We start from the raw sequence: 25656 nt of genomic DNA, 5'->3' as shown, positions 1-25656 counted from the left end.
GTTTCCCGAGGAATCCGCTTTGCCCGTTACTGACGTTGTGATCATCGGCGCTGGCGCCGCAGGCTTGATGTGTGCGTTCACGGCCGCTAATCGCGGGCGCAGCGTGATGCTGATCGATCACGCCAACAAGCCGGGCAAGAAAATCCTCATGTCCGGTGGCGGTCGCTGCAACTTCACCAATATGTACAGCGAACCGGCCAACTTCCTGTCGCAGAACCCGCATTTCTGCAAATCGGCATTGGCGCGCTACACCCAGTGGGATTTCATCGAGCTGGTAGGCAAGCATGGCGTGCCGTATCACGAGAAAAAGCTCGGTCAGCTGTTCTGCGACAACAAGTCCAGCGACATCCTCGAGCTGCTGCTGGACGAGTGCAAACAGGCCGGTGTGAAGCTGCACATGGACACCTCGGTGCAGCAGATCGAAAAGACCGAAGCTGGCTATCTGTTGCAAACCACCTTGGGCGACATCAGTTGCGCGTCGCTGGTCATCGCCACCGGCGGCCTGTCGATCCCGACCCTGGGCGCCACCGGTTTCGGTTATCAGGTCGGCAAGCAGTTCGGCCACACCCTGCTGCCGACCCGCGCAGGCCTGGTGCCGTTCACCATCACCGACCAGCTCAAGGCGCTGTGCACCGAGCTGTCGGGCACGTCGGTGGATTGTCTGGTCAGTTGCAATGACACCGCTTTCCGGGAAAACATCCTGTTCACCCATCGCGGCCTCAGCGGCCCGGCGATCCTGCAGATTTCCTCGTTCTGGCAGCCGGGGGACGTGGTCGAAATCAACCTGATGCCCGACCACGATGTACCCGCCTGGCTGGCCCAGCAACAGGCCGAGCGCCCCAACAGCGAACTGAAAACTTTGCTGGGCGAGATCTTCACCAAAAAGATGGCCAACCTGATCGCCGAGCAATGGTTTGTGTCCAAGCCGATGAAGCAATACACCCACGCAGAACTCGCCGACATCGCGGCGAAACTGGCGAGCTGGCAGGTCGTGCCGGCGGGCACCGAAGGCTATCGCACCGCCGAAGTCACGCTGGGCGGGATCGACACCCGGGAAGTTTCGTCCAAGACCATGGAGTCGCTGAAGTCTCCGGGCTTGTACTTTGTGGGTGAAGTGCTGGACGTCAGCGGTCATCTGGGCGGTTTCAACTTCCAGTGGGCGTGGGCCTCGGCCTACGCGGCCGCGCAGTTCGTCTGACCCGTCATCCCTGGCTACTCGCGAATAAATTCGCTCCTACCGAAGTTTTTCAAGCAGAATCGATTTATCGCGAACCAGGCAGTCAGCGTTCCTATGGCATCGAAATTCAAATCGTTGCGTAATACCTTCCGCCGCCTGTGGGCGCTGGATAAGTTCAGCTACAGCGTACGGGTGTTCATCGCCCTGACCGGCAGCATGGCGCTGTGCTGGTACCAGGGCGAGATGAAACAACTGATTCCGCTGTTCCTCGGGATCATCGCCTGCGCCCTTTCTGAAACCGACGACAGCTGGCAAGGCCGGCTCAACGCGCTGGCCGTGACGCTGGTGTGCTTCAGCGTCGCCGCCCTGTCGGTGGAACTGCTTTTCCCCTACCCCGTCCTGTTTGTCTGCTCCATGGCCGTGGCTGCTTTTTGCCTGACCATGCTCGGCGCGCTGGGCGAACGCTACGGGGCGATTGCCTACGGCACCCTGATTCTCTCGGTGTACACCATGATCGGCGTCGATCAGCGCGGCGGCGAAGTCATCGACTTCTGGCACGAACCGATGCTGCTGGTCGCGGGCGCGGCGTGGTACGGCCTGCTCTCGGTGTTGTGGCAAATGCTGTTTTCCAACCAGCCGGTGCAGCAGGCACTGGCCCGGCTGTTTCGCGAGCTGGGTTTGTACCTGAAGATCAAATCCGAATTGTTCGAACCGATTCGCACGCTGGACGTAGAAGCGCGTCGCCTGGACCTGGCCAAGCAGAACGGCCGGGTCGTCGCGGCGCTGAACTCCGCCAAGGAAATCATCCTGAATCGCGTCGGCAGCGGTCGACCGGGCTCGAAAGTCAGCCGCTACCTGAAGCTGTACTTTCTGGCGCAAGACATCCACGAACGCGCCAGCTCCTCGCACTATCCGTACAACTCGCTGGCTGAAGCGTTCTTCCACAGCGACGTGTTGTTCCGCTGCCAACGCCTGCTGCGCCAGCAAGGCACGGCCTGTCGCGACCTCTCGGTGTCGATCCAGCTGCGCCAGCCATTCATTTATGACGACAGCTTTGCCCACGCCCTGAATGATCTGCACGCCTCGCTGGAACACCTGCGCATCCAGAGCAACCCGGCCTGGCGCGGCTTGCTTCGCTCCTTGCGCGCGCTGGCCAACAACCTGGGCACGCTGGACCGATTGCTCAGCGATGCCAGCAACCCCGATGCCCTGGCAGACGCCACCGACAGCAGTTTACTGGACCGCTCGCCGCGCAACTTCAAAGACGTCTGGAATCGCCTGCGCCTGCAACTGACACCCACCTCGCTGCTGTTCCGCCACGCGTTGCGCTTGCCGCTGGCACTGGTCGTCGGCTACCTCACCGTTCACCTGATTCACCCGTCGCAGGGTTACTGGATCATCCTTACCACGGTGTTTGTCTGTCAGCCGAGCTACGGCGCGACCCGGCGCAAGCTGGGCCAGCGGATCATCGGCACCGCCATCGGCCTGACTGTCGGCTGGGTGCTGTTCGATCTGGTGACCTCACCGATCCTGCAATCGATGTGTGCGGTGTTGGCGGGTGTGGTGTTCTTCGTCAATCGCACCACGCGTTACACGCTGGCCACCGGCGCGATTACCGTGATGATCCTGTTCTGCTTCAATCAGGTGGGCGACGGCTACGGGCTGTTCCTCCCGCGCCTGCTGGATACGCTGCTGGGCAGTTTGATCGCAGGGCTGGCGGTGTTCCTGTTCCTGCCGGACTGGCAGGGCCGTCGCCTGAACAAAGTGCTGGCCAATACGCTGACCTGCAACAGCATTTACCTGCGCCAGATCATGGAGCAATACGCGCAAGGCAAGCGGGACGATCTGGCTTATCGCCTCGCTCGCCGTAACGCTCACAACGCTGACGCCGCGCTGTCGACGACGCTGGCCAATATGCTGATGGAGCCGGGCCATTTTCGGAAGGAAGCTGACGTGGGCTTCCGCTTTCTGGTGCTGTCGCACACGCTGTTGAGCTATCTGTCAGGCCTGGGGGCGCACCGGGAGACGCCGTTGCCCGCCGAAGTGCACGAGCAGCTGATCGAGGGCGCGGGTGCCACGCTGGCGGGCAGTATCGATGAGATTGCGCAGAGCCTGGCGACACGCCAACCGGTCGCGGTTCAGAGTGACGCGGAGGAAGCCTTGGCCGCCGAACTGGAGCAGATGCCTGAGGAGCTCGACGAAGGCCAACGCCTGGTTCAGACGCAACTGGCGCTGATCTGTCGCCAGCTCGGACCGCTGCGGACCCTGGCCGCGCATTTGATCAAGGCGCCCGTGACCGAAACCACCGACCTCACAAACCGTGCAGCTTGAACAGCTTCTCGTAGCTGCCGTCGGCCTTCATGGCCGCGATCTCCTGGTCGAAGCGGGCGACAATGTTGGCGTGATCCGGGATCTTTCGACTGACCAGAATGTGCAGGGTGTTTTCGGCCAGGGCCACAGGCAGAAATTCGACGCCCGCTTGCACGTCGGATGACTCGTGGCTCAAGGCGTAGCGCGCCGCGTATTCATCCTCGACGGCCAACTCCACTCGCCCGGCCACCAGCATGCGCAAGGCGGTAGAGAAGTTCGCCACCGGCACTTTCTTCAACTCCGGATCGTTGTCGAACGCGGGTGAGTACGCGTAGCCCCGCACCACCGCAATGGAGTAAGGGTGCAGCTGCGCAAGGTTCTGATAACTGACATCGGCGTCCTTGCGCTTGATAAAGCGCAAGCGATTGGTCAGGTAAGGTGCAGAAAACTGTCCCATGCGGGCCCGATCATCGCTGTACCACGCGTTGATCAACACGTCGTAGCGGCCTTCGCTCAAACCATGCACGGCGCGCGCCCAGGGGACCTGCTCGAATTCAGTTGCGTAACCGGCGCGGCTCAGCGCGGTTCTGATCAGGTCCGTTGCCAATCCGCCATTGAGCAACGAGGCATCCGCGTACGGGGCCCAGGCGTCTCCCGCCATGCGTAACGTATCCGCCCCCGCCGTCCCGGCCGCCCACATGAAGCTTAAAAACCCCATGGTTCGAAGCAAACGCGGCATGCTCAAGATCCTTTGGCAAACGACAGCCCGTTGGGTTTACTACGCCGAAGAGGCCGCCGTGGCGGTGCTAGCAGGTCGCCTTCATTGAAGACCCATTCCCGCTTGAGTACAACTCATAAGAATCTGAAGGCTGTGCGGTAGTTCAAGAACTTCACAATAAGCATCCGGCTCTTTTTGCAGACGAGGAAACCGGGCCGAATACTGAGTTGGGCTCACGTCATTAAGCGTTTAGTATCCACCATGGATTTCCCCTTATGAGCCCGCGTCATGCCGATCAACTGGATTTGCAAACACCACACCGAACTCAGCAAAGAACAGCTGTACACCATCCTGCAGCTACGGGCGCAGGTGTTCGTGGTGGAGCAGAAATGCTGGTATCAGGACGTCGACGGTCAAGACTTGCTGGGCGACACCTGTCACCTGATGGCGTGGCAAAACGATCAATTGGTGGCGTATCTGCGCCTGCTCGATCCGATCCAGCAAAACGGCGATGTCACCATCGGCCGCGTCGTGACGGCGCCGTCGATGCGCAACAAAGGCATGGGCCATGAGTTGATGGTGCAGGCCATCGACCACGCAGAACGCAAATGGCCAGACCAGCCGATCTATCTATCGGCTCAGGCGCACTTGCAGGGCTACTACAGCCGGTATGGGTTCAATGCGGTGGGCGATGTCTACGTCGAGGACGGCATTGAGCACATAGGCATGCGCCGCGATCTGGACTGAACGCCGGGCAATCTCTCAGGGATAGCCCAACACTGATTTGATCTGTGCCAGGTGGGTCGCAATCCACTGCTTGTCGATCGCGCCCCACTCCCGAATCCGGTAGCCGCCCGCGTGGTTACGCCCGCCGTCGAGCTGCTCGAACTCACACACGATGTCCAGATCCGCCAGCGCTGCGAGGGTATCCTGCGCCGTGCGCCGAGGCATGCCGGTGACCTCGGTCAAGGCCGGCACGTTGCTGGCCAGCCCACTGTCGATCAGATAGGCCACATAGAGGCGGCGGTAGAAGCTGGTTTTGGTTTTGCTGACGTCCATCGTAAAGTCCTTGTTCGAGCATCGCCCGCGGATCAGGTGTAGGAGCGCGCTTGCCCGCGATTAGGTGAGTCAGTCACATAGATGTCGTCTGACAAATCGCTATCGCGGGCAAGCGCGCTCCTACAAATATCAGTGCTTACCCGTGGCCTGCAGATCCCGCCAGGTCAAGTAAACCCGCAGGTCGAACTCCATCTGGTGATAGCCGGGCAGCATGTGTTCGCACAGGTTATAGAACGCTTTGTTGTGATCGGATTCCTTGAAGTGCGCCAACTCATGCACCACGATCATTTTCAAGAATTCCGGTGCCGCCTCCTTGAACAGCGACGCCACGCGGATTTCCTTCTTGGCCTTTAGCTTGCCGCCTTGTACGCGGGAAACCGTGGTGTGTAACCCGAGGGCGCGATGGGTGAGATCGAGGCGGTTATCAAACAGCACCTTGTCGATGGGCGGTGCATTGCGCAGGTATTCCTGTTTGAGCGACAGCGCATAGGCGTACAGCGCCTTGTCACTCTGGACTTCGTGCCGGCCGGGGTAGCGCTGTTCCAGGTAGGCCGCCAGTTTGTCCTGGGCGATGAGTTGTCGCACCTGCTCCTGCAGGCTTGGAGGGTAAGCCTGCAGGTATTTCAGCGGGTTGAGGGTCGGTGAGCTCATGTTCGTTGCAATAGCAGGAAAACGCCGAGTTTACAGGTTAGTCGCGGCTGATCTGCAACGGATCGACCGGGGCCGTGACGGCCTCGATAAATCGCAGCGAATCATCCGACGTCATGGGGCGCCCCAGCAGCGCGCCTTGAATCACCTGGCAACCGTTATCCACCAGCCAACGATATTGCTCACCGGTTTCAACGCCTTCGGCAATCACTTCGATATCCAGTTGGCGACACAGGTCGATGATGCTGCGCGCCACGGCCATGTCCCGCGCGGAACCCGGCAGGCCGGCGATGAAGTGCCGATCAAGCTTGAGGGTGTCCAGATCGAGATTACGCAAATGGGTCAGCGAGCACTCCCCTGAGCCGAAATCATCCAGCGACACGCGCACGCCAATGTCATGCAGGCTTTGCAGCTGTTTGCGACTGTGAACCAGGTTGTGGACCAGCGACGGTTCGGTGATTTCAATCTCCAACTGCCGTGGCTGCAAGCCATGAATGTGAATGGCGCGCTGCAGCTCTGCCGCCAGATTGGGCATGCTGAACTGCGCCGGGCTGACGCTGATGCTGATCACCAGATCATCGCCAAACACGCTGCTGCAACGTTTACGCTGGGCAGCACCCTGTTCGAAGATCCAGCCGCCAAGCTTGTTGATCAGGCGGGTTTCTTCCAGCAACGGGATAAACAGCCCGGGGGGCACATCCCCGGCCGAAGGATGCTGCCATCGCAGCAGCGCCTCAAAACCGCGAACGCTGCCGTCGGCAACACGCACTTGAGGCTGGTAGACCATCGTGAAGTCCTTGCCTTCGATGGCCCCGCGTACGCTTTCTTCAAGCATCAGCCGCGATCGCGCGCGACCGTTCATGTCCTGATCGTAAAATCGGTACTGCTGGCGCCCCGCACGCTTGGCCTCGTACATGGCCACGTCCGCCGCGCGCAGCAGCGCATCGAGATTCAGCCCGCAATCAGGGTAAATGGCGATACCGATACTGACGCCCAGGGTCGCCTCCATGCCATCGATCTGTCGACGTACCGAAATGCGCTCGATCAGTTTCTCAGCCACTTTCGCCGCGTGCTCCGGGTAATCCAGGCCGTCGATCACCACGACAAACTCATCACCCCCCATGCGCGCCAGCACGTCGTAGGGTCGCAGGCTGTCTTTCAACTGCTCCGCCACCCACAGCAAGACCTGATCGCCGGCGTCATGCCCCAGCGAATCGTTGACGTGCTTGAAGCCGTCCAGATCCAGGTACAGCACCACCAGATACTTCTCGGCGTGATCTTTGCGCATCAACATGCTTTCAACGGTCTGGTAGAAACCGCGCCGGTTAAGCAAACCGGTCAGCGCGTCGGTGACCGCCTGCTGTTCAAGCTGGCGATAAAGGTCGCGCACCACCGACATGTCGAGAATGCTCAGCACCATTGCCTTCTGCTCGCCCGGCAAAGGCGCGCAAGACAGCGCCACCGGCACCTGACGACCTTCCGGCGAACGCAGGATCGCATCATGCACCCGGTAGGTGTCCGCGCGACGGTAGTGGTGATAGAAGCCCGACTCGGTCCACTCGCTGACACTGGGCTCTTGCAGGTAGCTGATCAATTGAGTGCCGCGCAGCTCGCCGTCGGTCATGCCCAGCAACCGGCAGATGGCGGGATTGGCGAAGCTGATCAGTCCAGCTTCGCCCACCACCAGAATGCCTTCTGCGACGTTGGCCAACACCGAGGCATTGAAGGCCCTCGCCGCTTCAAGCTCGCGGCTGAGTTTCTGCAACGCACGGCGATTGGACTGATGCTCAAGCAGCGCCTGGACCTTGGGCTTGAGGACGTTGGGGTCGAAAGGTTTGAACAGATAATCCACCGCACCACTGGCGTATCCCTTGTGAACAGAGTCCCGGGACAGCTCGTTGGCGGTGAGAAATATAATGGGGGTCAGCCGGGTGCGATGGCTGCCGCGCATGAGGCGAGCCACTTCAAATCCATCCATGCCCGGCATCTGCACATCAAGCAGGACCAGATCGACCTCGATCTCAAGCAGCAAGCCCAAGGCTTCCAGACCCGAGCTGGCCGTTATGATTTCCCAGTCCTGACGCTGAAGAACCGCACGCATGGTGACCAGGTTTGCCGGATAGTCATCGACAACCAATAAAACCGACTTGCCAGCTACTGGCTGGGACTGCACGCATTCCATGCTGCTACTCATACATAACTGATGCCGATAAGGGGCTCCGCCCATGGCGCCGAATGGCATTCACTCTAGTCGTCTCTCGGAAAAATAGAAGAGGGCTATTGTTTAGCCACCAACTAATTGTGTCCGGCCCGACTAACGGTCATGTCCCCAGAGGCGTTTGGCACAGTGGCCTCGGGAAAAAATGTGGGCACTTTGACTGCATCCGCTCGACGGAATTCCATTAACAATGCCCATTCTCAACCGTATAAGGAGCACCCTTCAAACACCTTGCGCCAGACATCTTCGCTGGCAATGAGACATACGGACGATTAGACATGATTGATTTGGGATCCTGGAATCTGAGCATTCCGGTGGGCTCGCCACCCGCCACGGTTGAAACGCGACAACTGGTAAAAGGCTACAGCGGCAAGTACTTCAAGTCCGACTCCTCATCCATCATTTTCTGGTCCCCGGTCACGGGTACCAAGACGGAAAACGCGATTTACCCTCGAAGTGAGCTGCGGGAAACCTGGACCAACGGAGACCTGCACAACTGGTTCTATCGGGACGCGGACAATTATCTGAACGCCAAACTGCAGGTCAATCAGGTGCCCTCCTCGGGCAAAATCGTGATTGGCCAGATACACGCTTACGAAAGCACCCAGCCGTTGCTGAAAGTCGAGTATCAATTCAAGGACGCCACCGACACCGGGAACATCGTCGCCAAAGTGCGCATGCACCCCGATGACAAAACCAGCCGCGTCATCACCATTGCCGAAGGGGTGCAGCTCAATGAAACCTTCAATTACATCATTCGACTGAGCCCCGGCGGGATGCTGAACGTCACTGCACACGACCAGAACTGGCACCAGCGGATCAGCGCCCAATGGAGTGACAAACCGCTGTACTTCAAGGCCGGCGTCTATACCCAGGACCACACCGGCTACACCAGTGAAGGCGGCAAGGCGACCTTCTTCAATCTGGATATCGATCACAACAAGACATAACGAAAAAGGCCCGCTCTCTTGCGAGACGCGGGCCGTTTTGACAACGCCGACTATCAGGCAGCCTTGTACTCTTTCTCTGCGGCGTCAAAGCGCGCCTGCATGGCGGCGGAGGCAGGCTTGCCGATCAAGCTGAAGCCCACGATGGCAATGCTGGCGAAGACGAAGCCCGGAATGATTTCGTACAGGCCCATCACCTCGAAATGCTTCCACACCACGACCGTGACCGCACCCACCAGAATGCCGGCCAGTGCGCCGTTGCGCGTCATACCTTTCCACAGCACCGAAATAAGCACCACCGGACCGAACGCCGCACCGAAGCCGGCCCAGGCGTAACTCACCAGCCCGAGCACGCGGTTTTCCGGATTGGCCGCCAACACAATCGCAATCAGTGCGACCAGCAGCACCATGGCGCGGCCGACCCACACCAGTTCCAGCTGAGAAGCGCTCTTGCGCAGGAATGCCTTGTAGAAGTCTTCAGTCAGTGCGCTTGAGCACACCAGCAACTGGCAACTGAGCGTACTCATCACCGCCGCCAGGATTGCAGACAGCAGCACACCGGCAATCCAGGGGTTGAAGAGGATCTTCGCCAGCTCGATAAAGACCCGCTCATGGTTCTCGGTAACTGGAGCGGCCAGCTCAGGATGCGCCGAAAAATAGGCGATACCGAAAAAGCCCACCGCCACCGTGCCGCCCAGGCAGAGGATCATCCAGGCCATCGAGATGCGGCGCGCCTTGGCGATGGATTTAACCGAATCGGCTGCCATGAAACGCGCCAGGATGTGCGGTTGACCGAAGTAACCCAGCCCCCAGCCCATCAACGAAATGATGCCGATGAAGCTGGTGTTCTTGAGCATGTCGAAGTTGGTCGGATCGTTGGCCTCGATGGCCAGGAAGGTAGTGTCGACCCCGCCGGTCGCCAGCAGCACGATGATGGGCGTGAGGATCAGGGCGAAGATCATCAGCGTCGCCTGTACGGTATCGGTCCAGCTGACTGCCAGGAACCCACCCACGAAGGTGTAGGCGATGGTTGCCGCTGCGCCTGCCCATAGCGCCGTCTCATAGGTCATGCCGAAAGTGCTTTCGAACAGTCGGGCGCCGGCAACAATGCCAGAGGCGCAGTAGATGGTGAAGAACACGAGAATCACGACGGCGGAGATCACCCGCAGCAGTCCACTGGTGTCTTCGAATCGGCTGGAAAAGTAATCCGGGAGGGTCAACGCATCGCCGTTGTGCTCCGTCTGGACGCGTAGACGACCGGCGACGAACAGCCAGTTGAGGTAAGCGCCGACGATCAGCCCGATGGCGATCCAGCTCTCGGAAAGGCCTGAAAGATAGATCGCGCCAGGCAGCCCCATCAACAGCCAGCCACTCATGTCCGAGGCGCCGGCCGACAGTGCAGTCACGACGCTCCCCAGGCTGCGACCGCCGAGGATGTAATCAGACAGGTTATTGGTGGAGCGGTAGGCCATGAATCCGATCAGGACCATTGCCGCGATATAGATCACGAACGTGATCAATGTAGGGTTACTGACACTCATTGTGTACGCCCTTGCTTGTTTTTATTGAGCCCGACGGGCAGCAGACAGGAGGCGTGTGTGACTCAATGACTGCTCCCTCCCCCGGGCATGTAGACGAAGATTCAGCAACGAATCCTCATCGTTTCAGCTTCCAGCCGTTTCAGATGACCGAGGGCGCGCATCCTAATCAACATGCCAAACCGGGTGCAACCCTTGCCTCGGTTTCAGTTGCACCCAAGTCCGAAAAAAATGTAACCAGGGCGCGAATTTGCGCTGTTTCGGCGCAAAGACCTGCAGCACTGAAAGAAACGGCCCCTAAGGTGTGCAAGACATTTCGCTGTTCGGACGAGAGGATGCAATATCTCGAAAAAACCGGTTGCACCCGGTTGCACCCCCCTATCGGCAGAGGCTATCTTTGCGCCAATTAAAGCCACGGAACCGTGGCTGACATGAGGACAAGACATGGCGACCACCACTCTGGGTGTCAAACTCGACGACCCTACCCGCGAGCGATTGAAAGCAGCTGCGCAGTCCATCGACCGGACGCCGCACTGGCTGATCAAACAGGCGATTTTCAATTACCTGGAGAAACTCGAGAGTGGTGCAACCCTGACTGAACTTAACGGTTCGAGCAGCAAGGACGCCGACGAGCTGGGCGAGATCCCCACTGAAGTGGCCCATCAGGCTTTTCTGGAATTCGCTGAAAGCATCCTTCCGCAGTCCGTGCTGCGCGCAGCGATCACCTCGGCTTATCGCCGCCCGGAACCAGAAGTCGTACCGATGTTGCTGGAGCAGGCGCGCCTCCCGGCTGAAATGGCCGCCGCGACCAACAAGCTGGCCTCCACGATTGCCGAGAAGCTGCGCAATCAGAAAAGTGCTGGTGGACGCGCTGGCATCGTCCAGGGGCTGCTGCAGGAATTTTCACTGTCTTCCCAGGAAGGCGTAGCGCTGATGTGCCTGGCCGAAGCGTTGCTGCGCATTCCGGACAAAGGCACCCGCGACGCACTGATTCGCGACAAGATCAGCACCGGCAATTGGCACCCGCACCTGGGCAACAGCCCGTCGCTGTTCGTCAACGCCGCCACTTGGGGCCTGCTGCTGACTGGCAAGCTGGTCAGCACCCACAATGAAGCAGGCCTCACGTCGTCCTTGAGCCGCATCATCGGCAAGCGGGGCGAGCCGATGATTCGTAAAGGCGTCGACATGGCGATGCGCCTGATGGGCGAGCAATTCGTCACCGGTGAAACCATCGCCGAAGCATTGGCCAACGCCAGTCGTTTCGAAGCCAAAGGCTTTCGCTATTCGTACGACATGCTCGGCGAAGCAGCACTGACCGAGCACGACGCGCAAAAATACCTGGCCTCCTACGAGCAGGCCATTCACTCCATCGGCAAAGCCTCCCACGGTCGTGGCATCTACGAAGGCCCGGGCATTTCAATCAAACTGTCGGCCCTGCACCCCCGCTACAGCCGCGCGCAGTACGAACGCGTGATGCAAGAACTGTATCCGCGCCTGCTGTCGCTGACACTCCTGGCCAAGCAGTACGATATCGGCCTGAACATCGACGCCGAAGAAGCCGACCGCCTAGAGCTGTCGCTGGACCTGCTGGAACGCTTGTGCTTCGAGCCACAGCTGACCGGCTGGAACGGCATCGGCTTCGTGATCCAGGCGTATCAGAAACGCTGCCCTTATGTGATCGATTACGTCATTGACCTGGCCCGCCGCAGCCGTCATCGCCTGATGATCCGTCTGGTCAAAGGGGCGTACTGGGACAGCGAAATCAAACGCGCCCAGGTCGAAGGCCTGGAAGGCTATCCGGTCTACACCCGCAAGGTGTACACCGACGTGTCCTACATTGCCTGCGCCCGCAAATTGCTGGCGGCGCCGGAAGTCATCTACCCGCAGTTCGCGACCCACAATGCCCACACCCTGTCCGCGATTTACCACATCGCCGGTCAGAACTATTACCCCGGCCAGTACGAGTTCCAGTGCCTCCACGGCATGGGCGAACCGCTGTACGAGCAGGTCGTCGGCAAGGTATCGGACGGCAAACTGAACCGACCGTGCCGGGTTTACGCACCGGTCGGCACCCATGAAACCCTGCTGGCCTATCTGGTTCGCCGATTGCTGGAAAACGGCGCGAACACCTCGTTCGTCAACCAGATTGCCGATCAATCGATCTCCGTCCAGACGCTGGTCGCCGATCCGGTCAGCAGCATCGAACGCATGGCAACCCAGGAAGGCGGTTTCGGTCTGCCGCATCCGCGCATTGCGCTGCCCCGTGACCTGTACGGCCCGGACCGGGCGAATTCGGCGGGCATCGACCTGGCCAACGAACATCGCCTGGCATCGCTGTCGTCTGCGTTGCTGGCGACCGCACACAACGACTGGAAAGCCGCGCCCATGCTCGGCAGCCCGGTCAGCGCAGGCGCCTCGGTGCCGGTGCTGAACCCGTCTGACTTGCGGGACGTGGTGGGCCACGTGCAGGAAGCGAGTCTGGAGGATGTCGACAACGCACTGCTCAGTGCTGTCAGTGCCGGCCCGATCTGGCAAGCGACGCCACCGGCCGAACGCGCCGCGATTCTCGAGCGCGCTGCCGATCTGATGGAGGCCGAGATTCAGCCGCTGATGGGGCTGCTGGCGCGCGAAGCGGGCAAGACGTTCGCCAACGCCATCGCCGAGGTGCGTGAAGCCGTCGACTTCCTGCGCTACTACGCCGTTCAGGCGCGCAACGACTTTACCAATGACGCCCATCGCCCCTTGGGGCCGGTGGTGTGCATCAGTCCCTGGAACTTCCCGCTGGCCATTTTCAGCGGCCAGGTCGCGGCAGCGCTGGCCGCCGGTAATCCGGTGCTGGCCAAGCCTGCCGAACAAACGCCACTGGTCGCCGCTCAAGCGGTTCGCCTGCTGCTGGAAGCCGGCATTCCTGAAGGCGTCGTGCAACTGCTACCGGGCCGGGGTGAAACAGTGGGCGCTCGTCTGGTCGGTGACGATCGGGTGAAAGGCGTGATGTTCACCGGGTCTACCGACGTCGCGCGGCTGCTGCAGCGCAACATCGCCGGTCGCCTTGATGCCCAGGGCCGACCGATCCCGCTGATCGCCGAAACCGGCGGCCAGAATGCAATGATCGTCGACTCCTCCGCGCTGACCGAACAAGTGGTCATCGACGTGGTGTCCTCGGCCTTCGACAGCGCCGGCCAACGCTGCTCGGCCTTGCGCGTGCTGTGCCTGCAGGAAGATTCCGCTGGTCGTGTCATCGAAATGCTCAAGGGCGCCATGGCCGAAAGCCGGCTGGGCAACCCCGAGCGTCTGTCGGTGGACATCGGCCCTGTGATCGATGCCGAAGCCAAGGCCGGCATCGAGAAACACATCCAGGCCATGCGCGATAAAGGCCGTTCGGTGTATCAGGTCGCCATCGCTGACAACGACGAAATCAAGCGCGGCACCTATGTCATGCCCACCCTGATCGAGCTTGAAAGCTTCGACGAACTGCAAAGGGAAATCTTCGGCCCCGTCCTGCACGTCGTGCGCTACAAACGCAAAGAGCTCGATCAACTGATCGCCCAGATCAATGCCTCCGGCTACGGGCTGACGCTCGGCGTGCATACGCGCATCGACGAAACCATCGCCAAAGTCGTGGACAACGTGAACGCCGGCAATATGTACATCAACCGCAACATCGTCGGCGCAGTCGTGGGAGTCCAGCCGTTTGGTGGCGAAGGCCTGTCGGGCACCGGCCCCAAGGCGGGTGGTCCGCTGTACCTGTACCGTCTGCTGTCGACCCGCCCCGTTGACGCCATCGAGAAGTCGTTCGTGCGCGGTGATGAATTAACCGCACCTGACACTCGCCTGCGTGAGTCGATGAGCAAACCGCTGACCGCCCTGGCGACCTGGGCGAGCAGCCATCAGCACACCGAGCTGGCAGCATTGTGCGCCCAGTTCGCCGAGCAGTCGCAAAGCGGCGTGACGCGTCTGCTGGTCGGCCCGACCGGGGAACGCAACAGCTACAGCATCCTGCCGCGAGAACACGTGTTGTGCCTGGCGGAGGACGAAGCCGACCTGTTGACGCAATTGGCAGCGGTCATGGCAGTAGGCAGCACGGCAATCTGGCCGGAAAACGACCTCGGCAAGTCGCTGCGCAATCGTCTGCCCAAGGAAGTGCAAGCCCGCATCAAGCTGGCGGCTGACTGGAACAAGGACGAATTGATCATCGATGCCGTGCTGCATCACGGCGATTCGGATCAGTTGCGCTCCATTTGCGAGCAGGTTGCCAAACGCGCCGGCGCTATCATCGGCGTGCATGGCTTGTCCAAAGGCGAAACCACCATTGCCCTGGAGCGCCTGGTGATCGAGCGCGCGATGAGCGTCAACACGGCGGCAGCGGGTGGCAACGCCAGCCTGATGACCATCGGCTAACGTGCTGGAGGGAGGCTTGCCCGCGAATGCGATGTATCAGGCGCGATTATTTCGTCTGACGCACCGCATTCGCGGGCAAGCCTCGCTCCAACCCGGTGCTACATGACCATCACCCACATCAATCATCCTTCTGCCCCATGCCCCACCCCACCTAGACTCTCGGCTATCCATAAAAAAGGTACGCCGACATGTCCGAGACGCTGCTCAGTTCCCGCAATCTGGCTTTCGAGCTGTATGAGGTGCTGGACGCCGAAGCGCTGACTCAACGCCCACGCTTCGCCGAGCACAGTCGAGAGACGTTCGATGCGGCCATCAACACGGCCCGAGCCGTCGCCGAAAAATACTTCGCTCCGCATAACCGCAAGGCCGACGAAAACGAGCCACGTTTCGAGAACGGCGAGGCCATTCTGATACCTGAAGTCAAACCGGCCGTGGACGCGTTTCTTCAAGCGGGCTTTCTCAACGCGGCACGCCGCTTCGAAGACGGCGGCATGCAATTACCTACCCTGCTGGCTCAAGCGTGCTTTGCCCATTTTCAGGCCGCGAATGCGGGCTCCACCGCTTACCCGTTTCTGACCATGGGCGCGGCCAATCTGATTGAGAGCTTTGGCAGCGAAGAGCAGAAACGGCGCTTTCTCCAGCCGATGATCGACGGCCGCTTCTTCGGCACCATGGCACTGACCGAGCCCCATGCCGGTTCGTCGCTGGCAGACATCCGGACGCGGGCAGAACTGGCGGCAGACGGCACCTACCGACTGCGCGGCAACAAGATCTTTATCTCAGGTGGCGATCACCCGCTGTCGGAAAACATCGTGCACCTGGTGCTCGCCAAACTGCCGGAAGCACCCGCTGGCGTGAAGGGCATTTCACTGTTCATCGTGCCCAAGATTCTGGTCAACGACGACGGCAGCCTTGGCCCGCGCAATGACGTGATTCTCGCAGGGCTGTTTCACAAGATGGGGTGGCGCGGCACCACCTCCACGGCGCTGAACTTTGGTGACAACGGGCAGTGCGTCGGCTACCTGGTGGGCAAGCCGCATCAAGGCTTGAGCTACATGTTCCAGATGATGAACGAGGCGCGCATCGGCGTCGGCATGGGCGCCGTCATGCTGGGTTACGCAGGCTATTTTTACTCACTGGACTACGCGCGGCAACGCCCCCAGGGTCGAACGCCCGACAACAAAGCGGCCGACAGCGCGCCGGTGGCGATCATCGAGCACGCCGACGTCAGGCGGATGCTGCTCACACAGAAGTCGTACGTGGAAGGCGCTTTCGATCTGGGTCTGTACGCCGCCAGGCTGTTTGACGACACCCAGACCGGCGAGACTGATGAGGCGCGACAACAGGCCCTGGCGCTGCTCGACCTGCTCACGCCCATCGTCAAATCCTGGCCGTCCGAGTTCTGCCTGAAAGCCAACGAACTGGCGATCCAGGTCCTTGGCGGCCACGGCTACACCCGGGATTACCCAGTGGAGCAGTATTACCGCGATAACCGGTTGAATCCCATCCACGAGGGGACCCATGGCATACAGTCGCTGGACTTGCTGGGGAGAAAACTGGCGCAAAACGACGGATCGGGCCTGAAGCAATTGATTCGTTTGATCGCCACAACCTGCGAACGCGCCCAGGCCCATGAATCACTCAACACGCTGCGCCAGCCGCTGGAGCAACTGGTGGCGCACCTGCAAACGGTCACCATCGGCCTGCTGACAGACTTGGCCCAAGGCAAAATCACCTCGACGCTGGCCAACGCCGCGCTGTATCTGAAAGCGTTCGGTCACACCGTGATCGGCTGGCGCTGGCTGGAACAGGCGATTCGCGCCGAAGAAGGTTTAGCCAAGGTACAGGAAGCCGATCGTGACTTCTACACCGGCAAACTGCAAGCCGCCCGGTACTTCCTGACGTGGGAAGTACCGGGCTGCCATCATGAATTGGCGATTCTGGAACGCCGGGATGATGCATGCCTGTCGATGCAGGACGGATGGTTTTAAATCACATGGTCAGGCATGGGGGACCCATGAATTGTCTCTCCCCGCATCGATCTTGAATCGGCGAGCAAATGGCGCATAAAACTCGTAGGCCTGGTTTAGACGCTCGGCGTAGGGTAACGAGCTGATTCCCGCCTTGGGTTTAAAATTCTCATCCACCAGATCCGCGTAGTCCGGACGCGTTTTTTTCAGTGCATCGATAAATAACCGGGGCCCAGTGACCTCAGAAATTTTCGCCATGTAGGGATTAAACTTGCCGACGGTTTCGGACCTGGACGTCGACAGGTCATCAAGCGTGTCGAAATCGCCGGAGAAGCGTATGTATAGCTCTTTCTGCAGCACCCGCAGTACCGGGTTACCGGCATGGCTTGCGAAGTGGCTGTTGCCCGGACCAATAAAACCCATGGTCTCTGAGGTTAGCGGGGCGCCTACCAACACATCAGCAGGTCCGGCCATGAGTTCCTGCCCGGAAAACGAGCGTTTAATCACGTCGTCGCAGTCCATATAAATCCCGCCGTACTCCCTGATCAACTGATAGCGCAGAACGTCGGACGCTGCGGCAAGGTTTTGCCCACGACCGTTACGGAAGTACCTGAACGGCTCAGCGGTCTCCTGATAAGTGACGAAGTACTTGAAGAAATTCTCGTCCTTCAAATTCGAAATCGTCATGTTCGGGAAGTCTGCGAACTGCGCTTCAAGCTGCTCCCGGGGCGTCAGCCCATCCGCGATAGCGACATCGTCGATATCAATGTGAAAGGTAAACTTCAAATCAGGGCTCATCGACATGTTGGCCTTGATGTTGTCGATTAGTTGGCTTTTCGGAAGCCTGTTACCCAGCCAGATATGGTGAACGGTCTGATCAACAGCCGCCTGCTCCCCGGAAAATCCTGGTACGCGGGGGAACGTGTAGAGCTCGGTGCTGACGCCGACGCGAAGTTTCGAATTGACCTTCAAATAGGCTTTCTCGCTGCCTGTCCGCCATGTGCCGTTGTTATCCAGCCACATGAGCTCAACCGCGTCTTTTCTCCAACAGGCCAGATCTGCGTCATATCTGACGGGCGTACCGTCCGGCCCATTCATGGCGAAATACTTCTGGGCAGGCTTGCCCCAATCATCGGTGCCTGGTCTCACCTCGATACCATCCATGGGAATCTCGATGTGCACGGGTGGCTGGGCTCGAATCAGTTTTATCTCGGCCTTCGCAATCTCCGGCACCGGTTCAGCGGGGGGTGGCACCTCAATGAAACTGTCACCACCGCGCAATCCGGTTTTAAGATCGATATCGGAGTAGAAGCCCTTCACCCTTTTGACGTATGGCCCCTTCAGAAACGAGTCATCTGGCGAAACAATCCGGTATTGGCCCGCGGCTTCCACACGCTCAACGCAGTAGATCTTTGAGTGCACCCGCGCGAAGTAGCTATTCTTTGCTGCCTCTGGGTGACTGACCTTGTAGACCGCCCCGAAATCATCGGTTGTCCAGGCGCCGGCGGGATCGAGTGGCGCCTGATATTCAAAGCGGGCAAGTGAGGTCCTGAGGTCCGGCGTCAGTGAGCGAAGCCCCTCAGGTTCTACACCAAAGGCAATTGCGCTGTCGTAACGTGCCGCACGGTGAGTCTTGATTGCCAGGCGCTGCTGCTCCTCCGTTCTCAATCGCGCTGCGCGTTCGCCCGCTGACTCATTGGCTCGCTCCAGAGCGTCTTCAGCAGACTGCGCCTGCACCTTTTGATCCCTTGCCAGCGCTACGCCTTGTTGCTCCGGGGAGCGGCTGGCAATCACCTGTCCGGCGTCATCCGCCGCACCGGGAATCAGCGCCTCCCCCTCCCGGGCGGCTGCGCCCAGGAAATCACCGGCAGCCGCACCCCCTTCAGCCAAAACAGGCACAGCGTTCAGGACGCCAAATACGATTCGGTCAGTCCCCTGCTTCTTTTCATCCAGTGTTCTGCCTTCAAGGGCCTCATCCGCACCGAGCCCAACCAACGCCACGGACATTGCCGCCAATGGCACCCACAGGTAAGGCGCCACCATTGCAATCACGCCTGTGGCAAGAATGGCGTTATTCAAGAACTGCGCCGCGACTTCCTTGTTGTGGTCGGCACGGTTGCGGATAAGTTGCTGCCCATCGGACACGAGTCGCGCCTGCAGACTCTCCTTAAAGTGTGTAAACGGCCATGGCGAAAGCGCGTCGCCCAGGTGAATTTCCCTGGACGGATCCCAGTATCCCGTCGCCTGGTTCAGGAAGTGTGGATAGACCGCCAGACCGGCCAGGGCCGTATGAACGCCACTGATGAACAGCCCGTCACCGTCATCTTCGATCTTGAAGTGGCTTTCCAGCGTCTTTCTTCGGCGCGAATCCTTGCACTGGAGCGCTACCCAAAGACGTAACGCCTGCAGATCCTTGAAGCCATGAAGCGGAGAAGAATTGCCAGGGACATACATCACCAGCCGGTCGGTCTGCTCGTTTCTGATCACAATAATGTCGGTGGCGACGTATCGGTACAGCACAAGCTCGCGAAACGTGATGGTATGGGGCAACGGCGCATCCGCAAACGCCTTGAAACTCAGCGTTTCCCATGGCTGATCAGCATCCAGACCCATGGACTGAAACACCAGCGCTTTGTCCTCTGCGCTCAATGAGCCTTCGGCGTGTTGTACGCAGGCGGCTTTCAGGACTGCCGCCTTGATCAGCAGGTTGTAATCAGTGCCGTAGCCATCCCAGAACTGCCTCAGCGACTCCTCATAGTGAGCCTGCAAGTCAGCGTCCCAGACAAACTGCTTGAACGTCTCTGGATCGATGGATATGTGTGTCGAGCGGTCAAAGCGCTGGGGGCTGGTTTTGCGGTAAATCGCATCATAGGAATAGCAATCAGAGGGTTTGAGTGGTGTCGGGGATATTTGAACCGGATAACCGCCTTCTTGGTAACGCCGTGGATGCCCAAGATGATCCCACCAGTCGCCATTGCCACTCTTTTGGTAGTTGTTCATGAGTGCATCGGTCAAGGTGATCGACTGAACGATGTTTGCCCGCTGCGGTTCACCGTCCTGTTCGTTGATGTACAACGTGACGAGCAATAAGTCATCGGGGTCGATGTCTTCGTCCAAATGTTGCAAGAGGAATTCATTGGCTTTCTCGTGGGCGTAATTGCGAGGTAGCCCGAATTCAATCTCTTGCGAAGCAACAAAATCTTTCAGCAGAAGCGAATCGGAGGCGTACGTTTCCTTGGTCATTATTGACATCCTGTCAGTGAATGGAGGCGTCAGCGTAACGGCGCGCAGAATCATCAATGGAATATCTATTTATCGCGGATAGAACCACTCGTCGCTCAATCGGGCTGCGAGCCGCCTGATGATTCAAACCGGCGCCCTCACCGTCTCTGGCTGCACGCGTCACGGGATTAAGCTTTGACAGCCAGCCAATTCAACAGGTTAAATCCCTTGGCACGCGGACTGCATGGTCCGTAACGCCCTCGCTTTTTCGATTTCGTTCTGGAGTACCGCCCTTGGATGCCACCACCATCAACAGCCTGTTCCTGATCGGCGCGTTGCTGGTAGCGGCGAGTATTCTGGTCAGTTCGCTGTCCTCGCGCCTGGGCATCCCGATCCTGGTGATTATCCTGGCGGTCGGCATGGCGGCTGGCGTAGACGGCGGCGGCATCATCTTCGACAACTACCCCACGGCCTATCTGGTTGGTAACCTCGCCCTCGCGGTGATCCTGCTCGACGGCGGGCTGCGGACCCGGGTCGCCAGTTTCCGGGTTGCCCTGTGGCCTGCGCTGTCGCTGGCCACCATTGGCGTGCTGATCACCACCGGATTGACCGGGATGATGGCCGCCTGGCTCTTTGACCTGAACATCATTCAAGGCCTGCTGATCGGCGCCATCGTCGGTTCCACGGACGCCGCTGCGGTTTTCTCGCTGCTGGGCGGCAAGGGGCTAAACGAAAGGGTCACGGCCAGTCTGGAGATTGAATCCGGCAGCAACGACCCGATGGCCGTGTTCTTGACGGTCACCCTGATCGGCATGATTTCCAGCGGCGAAACCGGTCTGCACTGGGCGTTGCTCGGGCATCTGATTCAGGAATTCGGCATCGGCGCCATCATCGGCCTGGGCGGTGGCTGGTTGATGTTGCAAATGGTCAACCGAATTCATCTGGCCAACGGCCTGTACCCGATTCTGGTGATCGCCGGCGGCCTGTTTGTCTTCGCCGTCACCAACGCCATCCATGGCAGCGGCTTCCTGGCTGTTTACCTGTGCGGGCTGGTGCTGGGCAACAAGCCGATTCGCAGCCGCCACGGCATCCTGCACATGCTCGACGGCATGGCCTGGCTGGCGCAGATCGGGATGTTCCTGGTGCTGGGCCTTCTGGTCACCCCTCACGATCTGCTGCCCATCGCCCTGCCCGCCCTCGGTCTGGCGCTGTGGATGATTCTGGTCGCACGGCCGCTGTCGGTGGCCGCCGGATTGCTGCCGTTCAAGGTGTTTCACACACGGGAAAAAGCGTTCATCGCCTGGGTCGGCCTGCGCGGCGCGGTGCCGATCATCCTCGCGGTCTTCCCGCTGATGGCGGGTCTGCCGCAAGCCCAGCTGTATTTCAACCTCGCGTTCTTCATCGTACTGGTGTCGCTGCTGGTGCAGGGCACGAGCCTGCCGTGGGTGGCCAAGCTGTTAAAAGTCACCGTTCCACCAGAGCCTGCGCCCATTTCCCGTGCCGCGCTGGAAGTCCACGTGACCAGCGAGTGGGAGCTGTTCGTGTACCGCCTCGGCGCCGAGAAATGGTGCATCGGCGCAGCCCTTCGCGAGCTGAAAATGCCCGAGGGCACCCGGATTGCCGCGCTGTTTCGTGGCGAACAACTGCTCCACCCGTCGGGTAGTACGGTGCTGGAAGTCGGTGATCTGCTGTGCGTGATCGGCCACGAACACAACCTGCCAGCCCTCGGTAAACTGTTCAGCCAGGCACCGCAACGAGGCCTGGACCTGCGCTTTTTCGGCGACTTCGTGCTCGAAGGAGACGCTCAGCTGGGGGCTGTGGCGGCGCTGTATGGTCTGAAGCTCGATGGCCTGGATTCAAACATGCCGCTGAGCCAGTTCATCATTCAGAAGAATCGCGGCGCGCCGATTGTCGGTGACCAGATTCAATGGAATGGAACTATTTGGACGGTTGCCGTCATGGACGGGAACAAGATCCTCAAAGTGGGCGTCAGATTCCCCGAAGGAAGCCGCCCGGGCCCCGGGTTGTTCCTTTAAACTGCCCGCTATTCCACGTGCTCGACCCGGTGTCTATGTTCTCGCTGCGTACGCTTGTTGCCTCGGCCCTGCTTGGGCTTTGCCTTTCTTCTGCTCCGGTCTTGGCAGCCGACACCCCTCCACCCACCACCGACTCGGTTCAGCACAGTCTGGACAAAATCGCCGATCGCAAACTGCCGGATGCGGACCAGAAAGCCTTGCGACAGGTGCTGGAGCAGACGCTCACGTTTCTGACAGCGCAGAAAGACAACCAGAAAAAGCTCGACGACTTAAAACGCCAGCTGGCCGACGCGCCCAAGCAAACCACCGACAATCAGAAAGAACTGGCGCGCCTCAAAGGCGTTCGCCCGATGCCAGTGTCCCAGCGTTACGCCAACCTGGACGTGCCGACGCTTGAGCAGATGCTCAGCCAACGCAGCACACAGCAGGCCGACCTGCAAAGCGCGCTGAACGACGCCAACAGCCTGACCATCACCGCTCAGACCCGGCCTGAACGCGCCCAGGCCGAAATCAGCGCCAGCCAGACCCGCATCCAGCAGATCAATGCCTCGCTCAAGGCGGGCAAGGATGGCGGCAAAACCCTCAGCGCCGACCAGCGCAATCAGTTGAACGCCGAACTGGCTTCGCTCAACGCGTTGATGGCGCTGCGGCGTCAGGAGCTGGCCGGCAACAGTCAACTTCAGGACCTGGGCGGCAGCCAGCGTGACCTGCTCACCGAGAAAGTCACCCGGCAGGAACAGGAGATCCAGGACCTGCAGACCCTGATCAACCAAAAGCGCCGCGAACAGTCCCAGCGGACCGTGACGCAGCTGCATCTGGAGGCGGAAAAGGCCGGCAGCAGCAGCCTGCTGGCGACCGAGAGCGCGGCCAACGTCAAGCTGTCCGATTACCTGCTACGGGGCACTGACCGGCTCAACGAACTGACGCAACAGAACCTCAAGACCAAAACCCAGCTGGATGCGCTCACCCAGAGCGATCAGGCGCTGGACGAACAGATCAATGTGCTCAGCGGCAGCCTGTTGCTGAGCAAGATCCTCTACAAGCAGAAGCAGGCGTTGCCGCACTTGAAGCTCGACAACGGGCTGGCTGACGAAATCGCCGACATCCGTCTGTACCAGTTCGAGGTCAACCAGCAACGCGAGCAGATGAGCAGCCCTTCGGCCTACGTCGAAACGCTGCTGGCGACGCAAAAGCCTGAAGACATCACGCCGGCGCTGCGCAAGACACTGCTGGACCTGGCCACCACCCGCAGCGATCTGCTGGAACGCCTGAACCGCGAGCTGAGCTCATTGCTCAACGAATCCATCACCCTGCAGCTCAATCAGAAACAACTGGTCAGCACGGCGATCAGCCTGCGCCAGACGCTGGACGAGCAGATGTTCTGGATCCCCAGCAACAAGCCGCTGGATCTGGAGTGGTTTGAACGGGTGCATCCGCGCCTGATGAAGCAGATCACCACGCTGCCGTGGACATCGAGCGTCAGCGAACTGGCGGACGGCCTGACCCAACGCCCGTACATCTTCCTGCCGCTGCTGCTGGTGATTGGCGTGCTGATGTGGAAACGCAAGGCGCTGTACGACAAGCTCAATCGCCTGCACGCCGACATCGGCCACTTCAAGCGCGATCGGCAATGGCATACGCCGCTGGCGATCTTCGTCAATGTGTTGCTGGCAACGCCGTTTGCCCTGGCATTGGCGCTGTGTGCCTACGCGCTGCAAATCGATGCGCGGGGGCAAAACGTCAACCTCGGTGCGGCGCTGCTGCAGATGGCGCTGGCGTGGCTGGTGTTCTACACCGCCTATCGCATCCTCTCGCCCGGTGGCGTGGCGCAGTTGCACTTCCGTTGGGAGAAACCACAGGTCGAGTTCCTGCGCGGCTGGATCCGGCGACTGGGTCTGGTGGTGCTGGCGTTGGTCACCGTGGTGGCCGTCGCCGAACACGAACCCGCCGCATTGGCCGACGATGTCATCGGTATCGCTGTCGTATTGACCTGTTACGCGATGATGACCTGGCTGCTGGCGCGCCTGTTGCTGACCAGCCCGACGCACCACAACGCCTCACTGTTCCGCCGCGCCATTGGTCTGGCCTTCACAGCAATGCCCGTCGCGCTGTTTGTGGCGGTGTGCTTCGGCTACTACTACACCGCGTTGAAGCTCAGCGACCGGCTGATCGATACGCTGTACCTGATCATGCTGTGGCTGGTGATCGAAGCCGCCTTCGTGCGGGGTTTGAGTGTCGCGGCGCGGCGCCTGGCGTATCAGCGCGCCCTGTCCAAGCGTCAGGCGGCCAAGGAGTCCGGCGATGGCGAAGGCGCGCTCATCGAAGAACCGACGCTGGACATCGAACAGGTCAACCAACAGTCACTGCGGCTGATCCGTCTGGCCTTGCTGGCAGGCTTCATCGGCGCGCTGTATTGGGTGTGGGCGGATCTGATCACGGTGTTCTCGTACCTCGACAACATCACCCTGTATGAGTACACCAGCGGCACCGGCGCCACCATGAGCATGGTGCCGATCAGTCTGGGCGACCTGATCGGCGCACTGGTGATCATCGGCATCACCTTTGTGCTGGCGGGTAACCTGCCGGGCCTGCTGGAAGTGCTGGTGCTGTCGCGCCTGAATCTGGCGCAAGGCAGCGCTTACGCGACCACCACCTTGCTGTCGTACACCATCGCCGGCATCGGTTTTGTCTCCACCTTGTCCGCCCTGGGCGTGAGCTGGGACAAGTTGCAGTGGCTGGTGGCCGCGCTGTCGGTGGGCCTCGGCTTCGGGATGCAGGAGATCTTCGCCAACTTCATCTCCGGCATCATGATTCTCTTCGAGCGTCCGGTGCGCATCGGCGACACGATCACCATCGGCGCCCTGTCCGGCACCGTCAGCAAGATCCGGATCCGGGCCACGACCATCACCGACTTCGACCGCAAGGACATCATTGTCCCGAACAAGACATTCATCACCGGGCAACTGATCAACTGGTCGCTCACCGACACCATCACCCGCGTGACGCTGAAACTGGGCGTCGATTACGGCTCGGACCTGGACCTGGTCCGCGACCTGCTGCTCAAGGCGGCGCAGGACAACCCGCGCGTACTGAAAGAGCCGGCGCCGCTCGTGTACTTCCTCAACTTCGGAGAAAGCACGCTGGATCACGAACTGCGCATGCACGTGCGGGACCTGGGCGACCGCAACCCGGTGCTGGACGAGATCAACCGCTTCATCAACAAGGAATTCAAGCGCCAGAACATCAACATCTCGTTCCGCCAGATGGAGGTGTACCTGAAGAACCTGCAAGGGCAGGAATACAAAATGGTGCCTATCGAAGCCGAACCCAAACCGGTCTCCGATCCCGACCCGGTGCCTGCCGCGCCTAAAGACGCGCCCGAGCCGCCAGACGTCAAACTCGACTGATGCGCTAA

Annotated in this window: 14 protein-coding genes; 8 read left to right on the top strand and 6 right to left on the bottom strand. The window is 60.0% G+C overall.

The features are described from left to right. Window positions 1–19 precede the first annotated feature (19 nt). A complete protein-coding gene (locus tag ABQX22_RS10900; protein ID WP_349799309.1) occupies window positions 20–1198 on the top strand; it encodes an NAD(P)/FAD-dependent oxidoreductase in 1179 nt (392 codons plus the stop codon). A 93-nt stretch (window positions 1199–1291) separates the two neighbouring features. After that, the gene (gene yccS, locus ABQX22_RS10895; protein WP_349799307.1) at window positions 1292–3508 is read left to right on the top strand and encodes a YccS family putative transporter; all 2217 of its coding nucleotides are present in this window, start codon (window positions 1292–1294) and stop codon (window positions 3506–3508) included. On the opposite strand, the gene ABQX22_RS10890 is transcribed toward yccS, so the two are convergent. Beyond that, entirely contained in the window at window positions 3489–4226 is a 738-nt protein-coding gene (locus ABQX22_RS10890; protein ID WP_349799305.1) for a substrate-binding periplasmic protein, read from the bottom strand. The genes yccS and ABQX22_RS10890 overlap by 20 nt on opposite strands. Window positions 4227–4493: 267 nt before the next feature. Between ABQX22_RS10890 and ABQX22_RS10885 the strand changes: the two genes are divergently transcribed. Beyond that, window positions 4494–4952, top strand: a complete 459-nt coding sequence (locus tag ABQX22_RS10885) for a GNAT family N-acetyltransferase (protein ID WP_349799303.1) — start codon at window positions 4494–4496, stop codon at window positions 4950–4952. A gap of 15 nt (window positions 4953–4967) precedes the next feature. On the opposite strand, the gene ABQX22_RS10880 is transcribed toward ABQX22_RS10885, so the two are convergent. From ABQX22_RS10880 to ABQX22_RS10870, 3 genes are all read right to left on the bottom strand, one after another. Then, window positions 4968–5264, bottom strand: coding sequence for a winged helix-turn-helix domain-containing protein (locus tag ABQX22_RS10880; protein WP_349799301.1), 297 nt, complete (start codon window positions 5262–5264; stop codon window positions 4968–4970). A gap of 129 nt (window positions 5265–5393) precedes the next feature. Next, complete coding sequence (locus ABQX22_RS10875; protein WP_349799299.1) at window positions 5394–5915, bottom strand: M48 metallopeptidase family protein; 522 nt, start codon at window positions 5913–5915, stop codon at window positions 5394–5396. 37 nt (window positions 5916–5952) lie between these two features. Continuing rightward, the gene (locus ABQX22_RS10870; protein ID WP_349799297.1) at window positions 5953–8106 is read right to left on the bottom strand and encodes a putative bifunctional diguanylate cyclase/phosphodiesterase; all 2154 of its coding nucleotides are present in this window, start codon (window positions 8104–8106) and stop codon (window positions 5953–5955) included. A gap of 302 nt (window positions 8107–8408) precedes the next feature. Here ABQX22_RS10870 and ABQX22_RS10865 point away from each other — a divergent pair, with 302 nt between their 5' ends. Continuing rightward, the gene (locus tag ABQX22_RS10865) at window positions 8409–9080 is read left to right on the top strand and encodes a polysaccharide lyase family 7 protein (RefSeq protein ID WP_349799295.1); all 672 of its coding nucleotides are present in this window, start codon (window positions 8409–8411) and stop codon (window positions 9078–9080) included. A gap of 53 nt (window positions 9081–9133) precedes the next feature. On the opposite strand, the gene putP is transcribed toward ABQX22_RS10865, so the two are convergent. Further along, complete coding sequence (gene putP, locus ABQX22_RS10860; protein ID WP_349799294.1) at window positions 9134–10618, bottom strand: sodium/proline symporter PutP; 1485 nt, start codon at window positions 10616–10618, stop codon at window positions 9134–9136. 441 nt (window positions 10619–11059) lie between these two features. Between putP and putA the strand changes: the two genes are divergently transcribed. Beyond that, on the top strand, window positions 11060–15013 hold the full coding sequence (gene putA, locus ABQX22_RS10855; RefSeq protein WP_349799292.1) for a trifunctional transcriptional regulator/proline dehydrogenase/L-glutamate gamma-semialdehyde dehydrogenase: 3954 nt from the start codon (window positions 11060–11062) through the stop codon (window positions 15011–15013). 188 nt (window positions 15014–15201) lie between these two features. Further along, window positions 15202–17004: an acyl-CoA dehydrogenase gene (locus tag ABQX22_RS10850; RefSeq protein WP_349799290.1), complete on the top strand. Its 1803-nt coding sequence runs from the start codon at window positions 15202–15204 to the stop codon at window positions 17002–17004. 9 nt (window positions 17005–17013) lie between these two features. On the opposite strand, the gene ABQX22_RS10845 is transcribed toward ABQX22_RS10850, so the two are convergent. Beyond that, window positions 17014–20226, bottom strand: a complete 3213-nt coding sequence (locus ABQX22_RS10845; RefSeq protein WP_349799288.1) for a dermonecrotic toxin domain-containing protein — start codon at window positions 20224–20226, stop codon at window positions 17014–17016. 272 nt (window positions 20227–20498) lie between these two features. Between ABQX22_RS10845 and ABQX22_RS10840 the strand changes: the two genes are divergently transcribed. Together ABQX22_RS10840 and mscK are read left to right on the top strand one after the other, a co-directional pair. Then, on the top strand, window positions 20499–22241 hold the full coding sequence (locus ABQX22_RS10840) for a potassium/proton antiporter (RefSeq protein WP_349799286.1): 1743 nt from the start codon (window positions 20499–20501) through the stop codon (window positions 22239–22241). Beyond that, complete coding sequence (gene mscK, locus ABQX22_RS10835) at window positions 22133–25648, top strand: mechanosensitive channel MscK (RefSeq protein WP_349799284.1); 3516 nt, start codon at window positions 22133–22135, stop codon at window positions 25646–25648. Before ABQX22_RS10840 ends, mscK begins: the two co-directional genes overlap by 109 nt. The last annotated feature ends 8 nt before the right edge of the window (window positions 25649–25656 follow it).

It is taken from the genome of Xanthomonas sp. WHRI 1810A (genome assembly GCF_040202885.1).
Classification (GTDB): domain Bacteria; phylum Pseudomonadota; class Gammaproteobacteria; order Pseudomonadales; family Pseudomonadaceae; genus Aquipseudomonas.
This window is presented reverse-complemented; position numbering and strand designations above follow the sequence as displayed.

Bases quoted from the DNA above. Each gene is read 5' to 3' on its own strand.
- yccS (WP_349799307.1), top strand. From the start codon at position 1,292: ATGGCATCGAAATTCAAATCGTTGCGTAATACCTTCCGCCGCCTGTGG.
- ABQX22_RS10890 (WP_349799305.1), bottom strand. From the start codon at position 4,226: ATGCCGCGTTTGCTTCGAACCATGGGGTTTTTAAGCTTCATGTGGGCG.
- ABQX22_RS10885 (WP_349799303.1), top strand. From the start codon at position 4,494: ATGCCGATCAACTGGATTTGCAAACACCACACCGAACTCAGCAAAGAA.
- ABQX22_RS10880 (WP_349799301.1), bottom strand. From the start codon at position 5,264: ATGGACGTCAGCAAAACCAAAACCAGCTTCTACCGCCGCCTCTATGTG.
- ABQX22_RS10875 (WP_349799299.1), bottom strand. From the start codon at position 5,915: ATGAGCTCACCGACCCTCAACCCGCTGAAATACCTGCAGGCTTACCCT.
- ABQX22_RS10870 (WP_349799297.1), bottom strand. From the start codon at position 8,106: ATGAGTAGCAGCATGGAATGCGTGCAGTCCCAGCCAGTAGCTGGCAAG.
- ABQX22_RS10865 (WP_349799295.1), top strand. From the start codon at position 8,409: ATGATTGATTTGGGATCCTGGAATCTGAGCATTCCGGTGGGCTCGCCA.
- putP (WP_349799294.1), bottom strand. From the start codon at position 10,618: ATGAGTGTCAGTAACCCTACATTGATCACGTTCGTGATCTATATCGCG.
- putA (WP_349799292.1), top strand. From the start codon at position 11,060: ATGGCGACCACCACTCTGGGTGTCAAACTCGACGACCCTACCCGCGAG.
- ABQX22_RS10850 (WP_349799290.1), top strand. From the start codon at position 15,202: ATGTCCGAGACGCTGCTCAGTTCCCGCAATCTGGCTTTCGAGCTGTAT.
- ABQX22_RS10845 (WP_349799288.1), bottom strand. From the start codon at position 20,226: ATGACCAAGGAAACGTACGCCTCCGATTCGCTTCTGCTGAAAGATTTT.
- mscK (WP_349799284.1), top strand. From the start codon at position 22,133: ATGGAATGGAACTATTTGGACGGTTGCCGTCATGGACGGGAACAAGAT.